Source organism: Flavobacterium cheonanense (assembly GCF_039539185.1).
Lineage (GTDB): Bacteria > Bacteroidota > Bacteroidia > Flavobacteriales > Flavobacteriaceae > Flavobacterium > Flavobacterium cheonanense.
In genome coordinates, this window is sequence record NZ_BAABCT010000001.1 from 708,943 (window position 1) to 725,340 (window position 16,398).

The 16,398-nt window shown below is 31.3% G+C and carries 13 protein-coding genes; 6 read left to right on the forward strand and 7 right to left on the reverse strand.

The features are described 5' to 3' along the window. Complete coding sequence (locus tag ABD766_RS03250) at window positions 1-828, reverse strand: DNA/RNA non-specific endonuclease (RefSeq protein WP_344815344.1); 828 nt, start codon at window positions 826-828, stop codon at window positions 1-3. Window positions 829-903: 75 nt separating this feature from the next. Here ABD766_RS03250 and ABD766_RS03255 point away from each other — a divergent pair, with 75 nt between their 5' ends. Further along, on the forward strand, window positions 904-1,446 hold the full coding sequence (locus tag ABD766_RS03255) for a hypothetical protein (protein ID WP_344815345.1): 543 nt from the start codon (window positions 904-906) through the stop codon (window positions 1,444-1,446). A gap of 48 nt (window positions 1,447-1,494) precedes the next feature. Here the strand turns inward: ABD766_RS03255 and ABD766_RS03260 are convergent, their stop codons facing one another. Beyond that, window positions 1,495-3,768: a carboxy terminal-processing peptidase gene (locus tag ABD766_RS03260; protein ID WP_344815346.1), complete on the reverse strand. Its 2,274-nt coding sequence runs from the start codon at window positions 3,766-3,768 to the stop codon at window positions 1,495-1,497. Window positions 3,769-3,920: 152 nt separating this feature from the next. On the opposite strand from ABD766_RS03260, the gene surE reads away from it, so the two are divergent. The 5 genes from surE (at window position 3,921) to ABD766_RS03285 (ending at window position 8,786) form a co-directional block, all read left to right on the forward strand. After that, window positions 3,921-4,691, forward strand: a complete 771-nt coding sequence (gene surE, locus ABD766_RS03265; RefSeq protein WP_344815347.1) for a 5'/3'-nucleotidase SurE — start codon at window positions 3,921-3,923, stop codon at window positions 4,689-4,691. A 24-nt stretch (window positions 4,692-4,715) separates the two neighbouring features. Continuing rightward, window positions 4,716-4,988, forward strand: coding sequence for a hypothetical protein (locus ABD766_RS03270; RefSeq protein ID WP_298302993.1), 273 nt, complete (start codon window positions 4,716-4,718; stop codon window positions 4,986-4,988). Between the two features lie 93 nt (window positions 4,989-5,081). Next, window positions 5,082-6,194, forward strand: a complete 1,113-nt coding sequence (lpxB, locus tag ABD766_RS03275) for a lipid-A-disaccharide synthase (RefSeq protein ID WP_344815348.1) — start codon at window positions 5,082-5,084, stop codon at window positions 6,192-6,194. 45 nt (window positions 6,195-6,239) lie between these two features. Further along, entirely contained in the window at window positions 6,240-6,707 is a 468-nt protein-coding gene (locus ABD766_RS03280) for a C40 family peptidase (protein WP_344815349.1), read from the forward strand. Between the two features lie 45 nt (window positions 6,708-6,752). Further along, a complete protein-coding gene (locus ABD766_RS03285; protein WP_344815350.1) occupies window positions 6,753-8,786 on the forward strand; it encodes a ComEC/Rec2 family competence protein in 2,034 nt (677 codons plus the stop codon). Here the strand turns inward: ABD766_RS03285 and ABD766_RS03290 are convergent, their stop codons facing one another. The 5 genes from ABD766_RS03290 to ABD766_RS03310 form a co-directional block, all read right to left on the reverse strand. Beyond that, entirely contained in the window at window positions 8,787-9,329 is a 543-nt protein-coding gene (locus tag ABD766_RS03290; RefSeq protein ID WP_344815351.1) for a thioredoxin family protein, read from the reverse strand. 48 nt (window positions 9,330-9,377) lie between these two features. Then, entirely contained in the window at window positions 9,378-10,889 is a 1,512-nt protein-coding gene (locus ABD766_RS03295; RefSeq protein WP_344815352.1) for a peptide MFS transporter, read from the reverse strand. Window positions 10,890-10,893: 4 nt separating this feature from the next. Further along, window positions 10,894-12,552: a peptide MFS transporter gene (locus ABD766_RS03300; RefSeq protein ID WP_344815353.1), complete on the reverse strand. Its 1,659-nt coding sequence runs from the start codon at window positions 12,550-12,552 to the stop codon at window positions 10,894-10,896. Window positions 12,553-12,627: 75 nt separating this feature from the next. After that, complete coding sequence (locus tag ABD766_RS03305; RefSeq protein ID WP_344815354.1) at window positions 12,628-14,142, reverse strand: peptide MFS transporter; 1,515 nt, start codon at window positions 14,140-14,142, stop codon at window positions 12,628-12,630. A 31-nt stretch (window positions 14,143-14,173) separates the two neighbouring features. Beyond that, window positions 14,174-16,345 (reverse strand): S9 family peptidase, encoded by a 2,172-nt coding sequence (locus ABD766_RS03310; protein ID WP_344815355.1) that lies wholly within the window; start codon window positions 16,343-16,345, stop codon window positions 14,174-14,176. Window positions 16,346-16,398: the final 53 nt, after the last annotated feature.

Here is a 16,398-nt window from a genome sequence, read left to right on the forward strand (position 1 = left end):
TTAATTGAAACTCCACGATTTATAATCGCTGCTTTTTTCCAAATTATTTTCAATTTTATCATTCAAACTCGGATAGAAATCAATTCCGGTCATTTTTTCTATTTCATCAACCGGAACGACAAACTCATAAAGCGGCTTATTACTATCAAATGCCGGAACCAAAAAGCCTATCATCTTATACTCACTTCTTGAAGTATCTAATAAAACTTTATAAAAATATTCAGGAACAGCAACATCTTCCTGTCCAATAGTTTTTAAATTTTCAGTCAAAACACCTCCTGTTACAACATAAATCCCATCATATTTTGATGCCCAATAGCGAACTTTTTGCTCTAAAGTATTCCAAATTCCATTATTGAAATCATTCTTTTGAGGCGAAATATTTGATGTTAAAAAAGTTTCATCATAAGCTTCTTTAGAAAATTTCATATCACCAGCTGGACATAAATGACCTTTATCATAACCAGAACGTTTGTAATTTCTCCAATCTGCAGAACCAGTTTTTACCTTTTCATCTTCAATAAAAAAAGGCCTATCATAATCATGGTATGATTTTATTCCTTTAAGTTCATACGCAACCCATTCTGCTTGCTCAAATGCTTCATTATAGGATAATGTATAATACTTATGCTTTACAACTTGATTAGTTGTTGAAGAAGGCAGAAAATCAAACTTTGTATTATCAGTTTGAATTGAAGTTTCATTTTTTTCTGTTGAACCAGTTGAAACTTTGGGTTCTAAACTAGAATCTAACTCTTTTCTACAAGAAACAGTTATTGTAGAAAATATTAGACATAAAATGATAGCAAGTACTAAAGAATTTTTCATAATTTTATAAATTGATTTAACTGTCCTATTTCAACATATAGGTAGTTGAAACTAAAAATTTAAAACTTAACAAATATGAAAATTAAATTTTTACTTACAGCCATTCTTCTTGTAAGTTTTCAAAACTTTTTTGCACAAGAAACGCCAGTTAAACAAGCTGTTGATTCTGTCAAACAAAATGTAATAGATGTAGAAAAACAAAGAGCTCTTGAAAAAGAACGTTTAGAAAAACAACTAAAAGAAGAAAAAAAAGCTTTAAAAGAAAAAGAAAAAGCTGAAGAGAAAGTTGAAAAAGCAGAAAAAGAAGCTAAGGATGCTGAAAAAAAAACCGAAAAACAACAAGACAAATTAGAAAAAGAACAAAAGAAGTTTGAAAAAGAGCAAAAGAAATTAGCAAACGCTGAGAAAGATGTTGAAAAAGCTCAAAGTAAAATTGAAAAAGAAAGAAAGAATCTTGAAAAAATGCAAGCCAAACATGAGAAAGCAATAGCTAAAGGAAAACTTTCTCCAGTTGAAATTGAAAAAGGAAATGTTGCTTTAACAAAACAACAACTTAAAATAAAAGAAGCTGAAGAAGATTTAGAAAAAGCTCAAAAGAAACTAAAAAAACTTAGATAAAAAAAACGCTCCTATATTTAGGAGCGTTTTTTTATTACTTAAATTCTATTAAGATTTAATAACTTTTTCTTTTTTCAATTTAGTTGTCAATGCTTTTTTAGTGTTTCCTGACTGTAAATCATCAAGAACATGAATTGCCTCTTCAATGTATATATCTTTAGAAAGACTTTCGTGCCATCTTTCGCGTTTTTCTTTTAGTGTTACATCGGTTTTCATCTGCTCTTCCTCATAAGGCAACGATTTAAACTTAAACGAATTTGTATAATCAGCAATAGACTTGTACTTTTTATTAGTTTCCTCTAATTGCTTTTGTTCTTGCTTAAATTTGTCAATTTGCAAACTATATACATTTTCTTCATTACGCGCTTGACGCCATCTAGCATTATCATCAATCAAATTCATTTGCGGATTACTTGCAATACGTTTCTTGCTATTTTGGATAGCCAAATCATAATTAGTAGCTTTATTCCAAAGCTTGTAATCAGCAGCTTCAATTTTATCCCAAGGCATTGCATTGTCTACATCTCGTTCACCCATTTTTAAATAAGCATAACTATCTGGCATCACAATATCACTACTTACACCTTCAAGTTGTGTAGAACCACCATTGATTCTGTAAAACTTCTGTGTAGTTGTTTTTAAAGCCCCTAGATCACCTAAATTGTTACCTCTTACAAATTGATTCAAATCGATAACATTTTGAACGGTTCCTTTACCATAAGTTTGCTTACTTCCTAAAATCACAGCACGTTTATAATCTTGCATTGCTGCAGCCAAAATCTCAGAAGCAGAAGCAGAAAATTCATTGGTCATAATAACTAATGGTCCGTCCCACTCTACTTTAGCATCTTTATCATAAAGAACTTCTCTTTTCCCTGCAGCTGATTTAATTTGTACAATTGGTCCTTGCTCAATAAACAATCCGCCAATATCAACTACAGTTTTTAAAGAACCTCCTCCATTATCTCTAACGTCAACAATAATTCCTTGAACACCTTCACTTTTCAATCTGGCAACTTCTTGAGCAACATCTTTTCCTGCATCTCTACTATCTTTATTTTCAAAATCGATGTAGAATTTTGGTAAATAGATAATTCCATACTTCACACCATTTTTCTCAACTACACTAGATTTTGCATAGGTTTCTTCAATTTCAACTTCATCTCTTATAATTGAAATTACTTTAAGCGAACCATCTGTTTTCTTAACAGTAAGACGAACTTCTGTTCCTTTTGGACCTTTTATTTTTTTTACCACGTCATCCAAACGCATTCCAACTACATCTACAGGATCGCTATCACCTTGAGCAACTTTTAGAACCACATCGCCTGCTTCTAATTCTTTTCCTCTCCAAGCTGGTCCTCCAGAAATTAATTCTGTGATTTCAGTGAAGTCATTTTTCTTTTGAAGACGTGCTCCAATTCCTTCCAATTTTCCACTCATACTTACATCAAAACGTTCTTTTTCATCTGGTGCAAAATAAGAGGTATGTGGGTCAAATCTAGAAGCGATAGCATTTACATAAACAGAAAACCAATCAGAACGATCTAACTCTTTACTAATAAAAGTGAAATTCTCATTCAATGATTTTAAAGTACTTTCTCTTGTTTCTTTTTCTAATTGCTCAAATGTTTTTGGAGCATCATTCTCGGTTTTAGCAATACTTTCTTGAAACTTTTTCTCCAATTCAGGAGTTAGCTTATCACCCATTTTTAAACGATATTCTTTCAAACGCTCTTCTGGAGATTTATTTTTATTCTTTTGAATGTCTTCTTGAATTTTTTGTTTTTCAACTAAAGAAGATAATGTTGAAAGTTTTACTTGTTTTCTCCAACGTTCTTTTAAATCAGAAACATTTTTAGAATAAGGTGCTTTCTCATAGTCTGTATCAATATCTTCATTAATAGAATAATCAATAGGATTTTCTAATGCAGCTTTATAGTAGCTTTCACTTTCTTTCATTCTTTTGATAAGACGTGTATAAGTCAAATCAAAAAAAGTAAGTTGTTTGTTGTTGATTTGATCATCAATCTGTGTTTCGTATTTAGAAAACTCATCTATATCTGATTGCAAAAAGAATCTTTTTGATGGATCTAAAGCCGTGATATAATCTTTGTAAACTCCTTTAGAAAAAGTATCATCTATTTGAGCCGGACTGTAATGTCCTTTTTCAATTACATACGTCAATAACTCAATAAGCAATTTATCTTTTTCTGGATCATTTTTATCTTTTGGGATAAAACTCCATAAACCAACGGAAAGCGCTAGCACTAAAAGTACTATTTTATAATGTCTTTTCATAAATTGAACTATTGTATTCATTAATTTTTATACTAAATTACATAAAAAACTATGCCATTAAATTGTGATATCGCATAATTTTTTGTTAAAACCATTGCTATGGCTCAAAGTTATAAAATTTGTAATGGAATAAGTCTTAAAATAATTACTTTTGTTACACAAATAAAATTCAAATGTCTAAAAAACCTTTAATACTAATAACCAACGACGATAGTATTTCTGCACCTGGAATTCGTACATTAATTGCTGTTATGTCTGAAATTGGTGAAGTTGTTGTAGTTGCACCTGATAGTCCGCAGAGTGCTATGGGACATGCTATTACTATCAACAACACCTTGCATTTGAATAAAATTTCTGCAGAAAATGCCGAAGTTTTAGAATACAGTTGTTCTGGAACTCCTGTAGATTGTGTGAAAATGGCTGTAAATGAAATCCTGAAAAGAAAACCTGATTTGTGTGTTTCTGGCATCAATCATGGTTCAAATTCATCCATCAATGTAATTTATTCAGGAACAATGAGTGCTGCTGTTGAAGCTGGCATTGAAGGAATTCCTGCCATTGGATTTTCACTTTTAGATTATAATTGGAATGCCGATTTTGAACAAATCAAACCTTTTGTAAAGAAAATTGCACTGCAAGTTTTAGAACATGGTTTACCTGATGGAACGGTTTTAAATGTCAATTTTCCTAAATTAAAAACAGAGGAAATTAAAGGAATTAAGATTTGTCGTCAAGCGAAAGCTATGTGGCAAGAAAAATTCGATAAACGAGTAACACCTTTTGGAAAAGAATATTATTGGTTAACTGGTGAATTCATTAATCAAGACAAAGGAGAAGATACTGACGAATTTGCTTTGGCAAACGGCTACATTTCTATTGTTCCAGTTCAATTTGATTTGACAGCGCATCATGCCATTCAAACATTAAATACTTGGGATTTATAATTTTAGATAAAAAATATTATTAAAATGAAGAAAACAGATTTACTTATCGGATTTTTTATTGGGCTGGTTGCTACATTTATAGGTTCTTATTTATTTTTAAAAACTCAAACCGAGTATGATTTAATAGAAGATTTTTCCATATTAAAAACTGAAGGATTACTTGGGAAAGTTGTTGCGCTTGGAGCTGTTTTAAACATAATAATTTTCTTCATTTTGTTAAAAAAGAATAAAGAATTTATGGCAAGAGGTGTTGTAATGGCAACAATAATTTTAGCGATAACAACAATGTTTTTATAATGAAATCGCCATTAACGAAACCTTTGCGTAAGCAAACACCAATAAATAAAAGGCGATAACATATATGACAGATAAAAAACTACTTTTACATATATGAAATATTATATCATTGCAGGAGAAGCATCAGGCGATTTACATGGTTCCAATTTGATAAAAGCATTGTATAAAGAAGATACAAATGCTGACATCCGATTTTGGGGTGGAGATTTGATGCAAAATGTTGGCGGAACTCTAGTAAAGCATTATCGTGAACTAGCTTTCATGGGATTTGCTGAAGTGGTTATGAATCTAAAAACCATTTTAAATAACATCAAAATCTGCAAATCGGATATTGAAAAATTCAATCCCGATGTGATAATTTTTATTGATTATCCTGGTTTTAATATGCGCATTGCAAAATGGGCAAAAGAACGAGGTATAAAAACACACTATTATATTTCACCACAAATTTGGGCATGGAAAGAAAGTAGAATCAAAGACATCAAACGTGATTTTGATAAACTTTATGTCATTCTTCCATTTGAAAAAGATTTTTATGAAGTAAAACATAATTTTCCGGTAGAATTTGTTGGTCATCCGTTAATCGATGCTATTCATAATCGAACTGTTATTGATTCTGAATCTTTTCGAAAAGAACATAAATTAGACAACAAACCGATTATAGCCATTTTACCAGGAAGTAGAAAACAAGAAATTTCTAAAATGCTTTCGGTAATGCTGAGCGTAGTTGATGATTTTCCAGAGTATCAATTTGTGATTGCTGGCGCTCCAAGTCAGGAATATTCTTTTTATGAAACCTTTTTAAACAATAAAAACATCAAGTTTATTTCAAATAAAACTTATGATTTATTAAGTAATTCTCATGCAGCTTTAGTTACCTCTGGAACGGCTACTTTAGAAACTGCATTGTTTAAAGTCCCAGAAGTGGTTTGCTACAAAGGCGGATGGATTTCTTATCAGATTGCAAAACGAATTATTACTTTAAAATATATTTCGTTGGTAAACTTAATTATGGATGAAGAAGTGGTAACAGAGTTGATTCAAGATGAATGCAATCCAAAAAGAATTAAATCTGAATTGACTAAAATTCTTGATGAATATCACAGAAAGCAGTTACTTAAAAAGTATGATGATTTAGAACAAAAACTGGGTGGAATTGGAGCAAGCGAAAAAACAGCTCATTTGATAGTTAGCGCGTTAAAATAATATTAGCCTCTTTTTATCGTTAGAAAATAATAAAGCCCTATTGTTTTGAAAAAAATCCTACTACTTTTCACACTACTCATTTTGGTTTCTTCTTGTAAAACAAGTTCGTCGACTACTAGTTCAAACAATAAATTAGCAGAAAAAATCATAGATGATGCTACAAGTAAAATTGGTTCACCTTATCGTTTTGGTGGAACTACAAATGCAGGATATGATTGTTCCGGATTAGTATTTACATCGTTTAAAAAATATGATTTATCACTTCCTAGAACTTCAAAAGAAATGGCTAAAGAAGGAAAAATTATTACTAAAAGTAACGCTCAAAAAGGCGATTTAATTTTCTTCAAAACTGGTGGTTCTAGTCAAATTAATCATGTTGGATTGATTATAGATGTTAATCGCGATGATATAAAATTTGTTCATTCGTCTACCAAAAAAGGTGTAATCATTTCTTCAATAACCGAAGATTATTACAGAAAATCCTTTGTCCAAATTAATCGAATTTTAGAATAATTATTTTTTTTGTAGGAATATACTTTTTTGCATACTTTTATAGAAATGAAAGTATTACAATTCCCATTAGTAAGAATAACGCTTTGTTTTGTGCTTGGAATAATTTTTTCTCAAATCACAAAACCTAATTTATTATTGCTTTTTATAGCTCTATTACTTTGCATTTTTTCTTTGATTTTTTTCTATTTCAAAAATAAAAACGACTTAATTCAAAAACCTTTATTTGGATTTGTAGCACTTTTTACTTCTTTCCTAATCGGAATGATTACTTTGAGTATTAGTAATCAAACGTTGAATAAGAATCATTATTTACATCAAGTAAAAGAAACAGAAAATGAAATTTCTACAGAACTAATTATCAAAGAAAAACTAAAAAACACTTTGAATAATGATCGTTATGTTACCGAAATGATTCAATTGAATGGTAAAAAAAGTTACGGTAAAATAATTTTAAATATCAGAAAAGATAGTGTGCTTCCCACTATAGAAATTGGTTCTCATTTAATGGTTAATGGTTCTTTCTACAAAAACAGAAAGCCAAACAATCCCAATCAATTTGACTATGGAAAGTACCTTGAAAATCAGCAAATTTATGCTCAGATTTATGCTGATGTGACCGATATCAAAATCAATCCAATTGTAGATAAAAGCATTTCTTATTATGCAAGTAAACTTCGAAATAGGATTATACAGAATCTAGAAAAAAATAATTTTAACAAAACCGAATTAAGTGTTGTTATCGCCTTAATTCTTGGTCAACAACAAGATATTTCTCAAGAAGTAATTCGTGATTATCAATATGCTGGAGCCGTTCATGTTTTATCAGTCTCAGGTTTGCATGTTGGTTGTATTCTATTATTCGTAACCTTTTTACTAACTCCAATTCCAAATACAAAAAGAGGATCAATTATTAAATTAGTTCTTGTCATTCTATCACTTTGGACTTTTGGAATATTAGCAGGACTTGCACCATCTGTTGTTCGTTCGGTAACAATGTTTTCTTTTGTTGCTGTTGGAATGTTTCTTAGACGAAGCATCAATATTTATAACACTTTACTGGTTTCTGCTTTGTTAATCTTATTAGTAAAACCTTCTTTTCTTTTTGATATAGGATTTCAATTGAGTTATGTTGCTTTATTTTTTATTGTTTGGCTTCAACCGCTACTAACTTCTATTTGGACGCCAGAAAACAAAATCGTCAAGTATTTTTGGGACATAATTACTGTTTCATTTGCCGCTCAAATAGGAACATTTCCTCTAAGTATTTACTATTTTCATCAATTTCCAGGATTATTTTTTATTACCAATATTGTAATTCTTCCAGGTCTGAGTGTAATTCTTGGCATTGGAGTTATTGTAATGATTCTTGCTGCATTCAATGTTGTATGGATTCCGATGATGAAATTGTTAGAATGGAGCATTTGGTTACTGAATAAGATTATTTCTTGGGTAGCATCTTTTGAAGATTTTATTTTTAAAGATTTATCGCTCAACTCCTACATGATGTGGTGTTGGTATTTAGTCATCATAGGAATAATTCTTTGGTTCAAAAAACCAACTTTCAAGAAATTGGCATTTAGTATGATTGCCATTATTGGATTACAGCTTGTTACAATTTATGCAAAATATGACAGTCAGAAGAACAGTGAATTTATTGTTTTTAGTAAAAAGAAAGTAACTATAATTACAGAAAAATTAGGAAATAAAGTTACACTTTATAGTAACGATAGCATATTAAAAACTACTGACGACAATCTTGCTTTAAAATCTTATTTAGTTGCCAATTTTTGTGAGATTGAAAAGAAAAAAACTTTATCAAACTTGTTTTATTTCAAAGACAAGAAAATTCTTTTAATAGATAGTAGTGCCGTTTTTATTGAAGAAGAAAAACCAGATATTTTATTACTTACAAATTCGCCAAAAGTAAATCTAGAGCGTATCTTTCAATCATGGAAACCTCAACAAGTTGTTGTCGATGCTACCAATTATAAAACCTATATCAAAGTGTGGCGAGAAACTTGTAGAAAAGAAAAAATCCCTTTTCATGATACATCAGAAAAGGGATTCTATAAATTATAACTAAGCTTTTTTCTTAGTTGATTTTTTCTTTTTGGTAGCTTTTTTTGCAGTTTTTTGTTCTTCTGCTGTGTAAGGAACAAACTTGGCAACCATTTTATTGGCTCCATCTAACCATACTGTTGGTCCACCAGCTACATAACCAGTTTCACCTAGAAGCTCAAAACTAGTTTTACCATCAACCGGTGCACCAGCTTTTGCAATTCTAACTGAAGGATATCCTCGTATTGCAAAAAATTGTTGCAATTGACTATTTTGAATTTTTAAAGCATCTGATTGTGGCGTTCTCCTCGGAAAATCAAGCTCAACTAAAACCACATTTTCTTTTGCCCACGCAATAAACTCAGGTGTTTTAAAAACCTCATTTTGCAAACGAATACACCATCCGCACCAGTCACTTCCTGTAAAAAACAAGAACAAAGGTTTGTTTTCAGTTTTTGAAACTGCAATGGCTTCATCGATATTAGTATGCCAAGTTAATTTTTCTTGGGCTTGAATTGTCATTGAGGAAACGACAAGTAATAATGTTATAAATAATTTCTTCATTTCTTTTTTTTACAAATATATTCAAAAATGGTACCAAAATAATATTGGCTACTTTACTTCTTGCATAAGTTTTTTAATTAATGGTGAAATTGCTATTAAAAGTATTCCTGCAACTAAAGCGTATATCGCTAATTGTTGATAACCATCGGCATAGGTATTTAACTTTTCTAAATTGGTTGCATCTTTGGAAGCTTCTGCAATATTTGCTCCAAGTAAACCTGCAAAATACTGTCCGTAAGCAGATGCTAAAAACCACATTCCCATAATTACTGCTTGAAGTTTTTGTGGTGATAATTTCGTCATAGCACTCATTCCAATTGGAGATAAACATAATTCACCAAAAGTGATGACAAACCAACCAAAAGTGAATAAATTTAGAGATGTTTTTCCATCAGCACCTGCAAAAAACTTTGTGTAATAAAACACCCAAAAACCACCTGCTAAGAATAGAAAACCTAATCCAAACTTAACAACAGTATTGGGTTCAATTTTTCTTTTTGCCATCCAAATCCATAAAACGCCAAGTAAAGCTGCAAAAACAATTACAAAAAATGCTCCTGATGAATTATTTACTCCATTTGGATCAAGTTCAATACCTAACAAATTAGTATTCAAATTATTTGCTGCAAATAAACTTAAAGAACCTCCACTTTGCTCGTAAAACGCCCAAAAGAAAATGGAAAAAATAATAAATACTAATGCTGCTATAAGTTTTTTGTTTTCAGCTATCGAAAAATTTCGCATTTCATAAAATAAATACAGAATAGAAACTGGTCCAATTATCATCATGAAATAATCTGTATAAACGGTGTTGGCAACCATTAATATTATGATTGGAATTAAAATTAACGACCCAATATAAGTTGCAATTTCATATATTTTTCTTTTAGAATTCTCAATATTTTTAAGTGGAGATAATCCTATTTCGCCCAAACTTTTTTGTGTCTGTGTAAAAGTTAATAAACTAATAACCATAACTATTGCTGCAAAACCAAAGGCGTAATTCCAACGCAGATTTTCGGGTACAAACCCATGCCAAAGTGTGCCGTTAGCAACTGCAATGCAAACATATCCGCCAAGTAATGCTCCTAAATTAATTCCGGCATAGAAAAGAGAAAAACCTGCATCACGTCTAATATCATTATCTTTATACAGTTGACCAACCATTGATGAAATATTTGGTTTGAAAAAACCTGTTCCAACAATTGTAAAACCAATTCCTGTAAAAAATAAATCTTTTGGGCTAAATGCTAATATTACGCTTCCAATAATCATCAAAATTCCACCCCAAAAAAGCGATTTTCTCAATCCAAGGATTTTATCGGCAAACAATCCACCAATAAAAGTAAAAGCATAAACCCATGCTTGAGTTGCTCCATACTGAAGATTAGCAGTGGTTTCATCCATTTTTAGTTGACTAACCATAAACACTGCTAACATTCCTCTCATTCCATAGAAACTAAAGCGTTCCCACATTTCAGAGAAAAACAAATACCATAATTGTTTAGGATATTTTCCTTTAAAGTCTTGAATTTGTTCTAAAGTTAGATTCTGTTCCATACTATTAATTAATTCCGTGGTCTTTCATTACTTTATTTAAGTTTTTCACTAGGGCAAACATCAATACGGTTGCAAACATCAACAATCCGAAGTTTACCCAAAAGAAATTGGCTTTATCGTCGTAAGTATCCCACATACTAGCTAAAACTCCAGATAATTTATTTCCTATTGAAGTTGCTAAAAACCATCCGCCCATCATTAATGCCGTAATATTTTTTGGAGATAATTTAGAAACAATCGATAATCCCATTGGACTAAGGAACAGTTCTCCAATAGTTATAATTCCGTAATTAGCAACCAACCACCAAACCGATACTTTTTCCATTCCGTTGTTTCCAATATGAACTGCAGCAACCATTACTAGAACAGATAAAGCTGAAATTAATAATCCGAAAGCGATTTTTGTTGGAGTTGATGGTTCTTTTTTTCTGCTTCTTAAAAAGGTAAAAAAGGCAACAACAAGCGGCGTTAATATAATAACCCAACCTGGATTTATAGACTGACTTAAATTGGTTGCCCAAATAGAAACTGTCGAACCTTCTTGAGGTAACTTGTTTTTTTCAACATTTCTAAAATAAACAGGGTAGTTTACTTCCTTTACTACTTTTCCATTTTCTTTTTGAAGTCGGAAACTTGCATCGTATAATTCAGTTGAATCCTTTTTGTATTCTATATCTTTTGCCAATTTTAAATTACTAAAAACAGCTTGAGTTGTTCCGCTTATTTCTCTATCGGTGTACCTATCTGCCCATGTTGTTAATGCCGAACCATTTAATTTGAAAACTGCCCAAAATAAAATCACAACTGCAAATATGGAAAGTAATGCTCCGATTGGTCGTTTTTCCTCCGGTTTTGCTTTGAAATATAAACTACCATAAAAGTAAACTACTGGAAGACAAGCAAAAATAAAGGCATCTGTACTATCAGAACCAAAAATCGAACTATCTAAATTTACATCCGACTGAACTCCTTTAATCAACCAACCAATAACTCCAAAAACCACTGACGGAACTAAAATGTATAATACAATTTTAGAAAATGGCATGTCTCCTTCTTGAATTCCTTTTTTATCGGTTTTATCGCCGTAATGTTTTGTTCCTAGAAGAAACACGATTACACCGATAAACATTCCTAAACCTGCCGCCATAAAGGCATATTGCCAACCCAATAAAATTTGCAAAGCAGCACCAAAAAAGTTACAAATAAAAGCACCAACATTGATTCCCATGTAGAAAATATTGTAACCTTCGTCTTTCTTTTCTTTGTATTGGTCTTCGTTGTAGAAATTACCTAATAATGTTGAGATATTTGGTTTAAAAAATCCATTTCCTACGATTACTAAAGTCATGGCTACGTAGAGCATTGGCAAACTATGAATTCCCATCATAAAATAACCTGCGCCCATCATAATTCCACCAATAACAATTGACTTTTTATAACCAAGATATCTGTCGGCAACTAAACCACCAATAAACGGTGTTAAAAACACCAAAGCAATAAAAGTTCCGTACAAATCGGACGCTTCTTTCTCTGTCATGGCGAAACCTGCTTCGACATCTTTAAGATACAAAGTAAAAATTCCAATCATTAAATAATAACCAAAACGTTCCCACATTTCAGATAAAAATAAGTAAGGCAATGCTTTAGGATGACTTTTCCACATAATAATTCAATTTAAAAAAACAAACCTACAAGGATTTCTTGTAGGTTTGAAAGATATAAAAATATTTTTAAATGATTATCTATCTAATTCAGGAATAACTTCAACATGATCGTTGTGCATTCTTTTTTCTAACCAAGAACTCAATACAAATAAAATTGCAGCGGCAACTCCTGACATGATTATGAATAATACAAAAAACTCATATAGATTTGTAATTTGAAAACCTAAGAAACTAGTTGCTCCACCAGTTCCATCTTCTCCACCAGGAATTAAGGCACTTAAAGTTCCAGCAAATTTATTTGCAGCAGCATTTGCTAAAAACCAAGTTCCCATCATTAAAGATGATAAACGTAAAGGCGCTAATTTTGAAACCATTGATAATCCAATTGGTGATAAACATAATTCGCCAATAGTGTGAATTACATATAAACCTATCAACCACCACATAGAAACTTTTTCACCCAATCCTAAACCTTTAACAGCTATAGCAATTACAACATATCCCATAGCTACTAGACCTAGTCCTATTGCCATTTTCTTTGGAGATGATGGTTCTAATTTTCTTGCATATAAAAATCCCCAAACCATTGTCATAATTGGTGCAAGTGAAATAACAGCTAATGGATTTACAGATTGAAAATAAGAAGCTGGCATTTCCCATCCAAAAAGTGATCTCTCAGTTTGTCTATCAGCAAATAATGTTAATGATGCACCAGCTTGTTCAAATGCACCCCAAAAGAAAATTACGAAGAAGGCAAGTATAAAAATCACTGTAATTCTTTGTGTTTCAATTTTAGACAAACTTTTATCACTAAAAATTAAAACTGGCATCGCAACCATAGCTCCATAAATAAAGTAGCTTATGATATCAATATCGCTTTTGAACATTTGTTTGAAATTCAACATGAAGAAAATAATTGCGATTGAACCAATTATCATTCCGATGCTTTTTGCATCTAATTTTTTAACAGGCAAACCAATATGTTTTCCATCCTCAGAAATAAGATATTTCTTTTGACCAAGAATAAAAGCTACAAGACCAATTAACATTCCGATTCCTGCTGCTAAAAATCCCCATTTGAAATCCATAGAACCACAAACTAATGGCGAAAAGAAAGCGCCAAGATTAATCCCCATGTAGAAAATGGTAAATGCGCTATCAATTCTTCTATCATTTGCAGGATATAACTGACCAACCATTGTAGAAATATTTGGTTTAAAAAAACCATTTCCGATAATAATTGCCGTTAGTCCCATCCACATTAATGAAACACCTCCATTTGCTCCTGCTGTAGCGCTAAAAAACATAAAAAATTGCCCAATCGCCATTAACAAACCTCCAATTACAATACTTCTTCTGTTACCTAAAAATTTATCACATAAGTAACCTCCTAAAAGTGGTGTTAAATAAACTAACCCTGTATAACTTCCATAAATTTCAGAGGCGTCTGCATCTTTCATTAATAATACTTTTGTCATAAATAGAATGAAAATTGCTCTCATTCCATAATAACTGAAACGTTCCCACATTTCTGTGAAAAATAGGAAGTAAAGTCCTTTTGGATGTCCTGTTTTTACCTGTTCACTCATTTTAATTTGTTTTTAGTTTGTATTTAGTTGATTATAGTTTCTCTTTTATGTAATTCGTCATTTTATTGTACAACTGAATTCTTGTTTTTCCACCAAATATTCCGTGGTTTTTGTCAGGGTAAATTGCCCAATCAAACTGCTTATTAGCTTGAACTAAAGCTTCAATCATTTGCATTGAATTTTGAACATGAACGTTATCATCCGCTGTTCCGTGAATTAGTAAAAAGTTACCTTTTAATTTACTCACATGATTGATTGGCGAATTGTCATCATATCCACTTGCGTTTTCTTGTGGTGTAGTCATGTATCTTTCGGTGTAAATACTATCATAAAATCTCCAATTAGTAACTGGAGCAACGGCAATTGCCATTTTGAAAACATCAGCACCTTTGAACAAACAATTGCTCGACATAAATCCGCCATAAGACCAGCCAAATATACCAATTCTAGATTTATCTACATAAGCATAGTTTCCTATTACTTTTGCAGCATCGATTTGATCTTCAACTTCAAATTTTCCTAACTCTTTTTGTGTACATTTCTTGAAAGCCGCGCCTTTATAACCTGTTCCACGACCGTCAACACAAGCAATGATATAACCTTGTTGCGACAACATCATGAACCACATATCGTTGGTATCTAACCAATTATTAGCTACTTCTTGCGAACCTGGTCCAGAATACTGATACATGAAAACTGGATATTTTTTAGTAGCATCAAAATCTTTTGGCTTAATCATCCAAGCATTTAGTTTGTGCCCTTTTTCAGTTGTAAGTTCAAAAAATTCTTTTGTTGGCAAATCATATTTTTTTAATTTTTCAACCAAAGCTGTGTTGTTTACAATTTCTTGAGCTTGTTTTCCGTCTTTAGAACTATTCAAAGTATAAGTTGGCGGAACAGTTGCACTAGAATAAGTATTAATAAAATAAGTGAAATCTGGACTGAAAGTCGCTGCATTTGTTCCAACTAGTGAAGATAATTTTACTTTCTTTTTTCCGTCAAGTGAAATTTTATAAACGTCTCTCAAAATAGAACCTTTTTCTACTGATTGGTAGAAAACAGTTTTAGTTTTTTCGTCAAAACCATAATAAGAAGTTACGTCCCAATTTCCTTTAGTAACTTGATTTTTTAATTTTCCGTTTTTATCATATAAATAAATATGATTGTAACCGTCTTTTTCTGATGTCCAAATAAAACTGTTGTCTTTCAAGAACGTTAAATTGTCTGTTACGTCAACATAAGCTTTATCTTTTTCATTCAAAACAACTTTTGCATTTGCTGCAGTTGCATCAACAAAAATCAAATCTAAATTGTCTTGATGACGATTAAGAACTTGAACCGAAACTAAATTAGCATCATTAGTCCATTTCATTCTTGCAATGTAGAAATCAGAATAGTTTCCTAAATTAATTGGTTGCGAAATATTCCCACTTAAATTATAAATATGCAATGAAACTAAGGCGTTTCTCTCACCTGCTTTTGGATATTTAAACGTTTCTGAAGTTGGATACAAGTCTTTTTTGTACATATCCATTGAAAATTGTGGTACTTCACTTTCGTCAAAACGAATGTAAGCTAGTTTTTTACTATCCGTACTCCAATCGAAAGCACGAACAAAGGCAAATTCTTCTTCGTAAACCCAATCAGTAATTCCGTTGATAACAGCATTTTTCACTCCGTCATTAGTAACTCGTGTTGTGTTTTTTGAAGCAATATCATAAATGTATAAATCATTAGTTTTTGCAAACGCAATTTTAGTTCCGTCAGGAGAAAAAGTTGGCTCTTGAACTTGCCCAAGAAATCCTGAAATTTTTTGAGATTTTGTATCATACAAAAAGTAATCTGCAGTAAATGAATGACGGAAAATTTGGTTAGAATTATTAGCAATTAAAATTTGCTTTTCATCATTACTAAACACATAACTATCAATTCCATCATCTGATAATTCTTTGAAGTTTTTAGTATCTATTAATGTCGACACTTTTTTTAATGTTGCAAAATCATAAAGATCGATTTGCTGGCTTTTTGTAGCTCTATCAGTATTTAAAACCGTGTACTGATTAGTATTTTTCATGGATTGTAAGGCATCCATTCCTTTGGCACGAAAAGCGCCAGTGTAGATTTCTTCAACCGAAATTTTTTGCTGTGCAACAACAGAAAAAGTTGTTAAAAGAAAGAGCGTAATAATTTTAGTAATTTTCATTTTCTTGATTGATTATAAAACGAGTTCAATTTTAGTGAAAAATTCCCAAATAA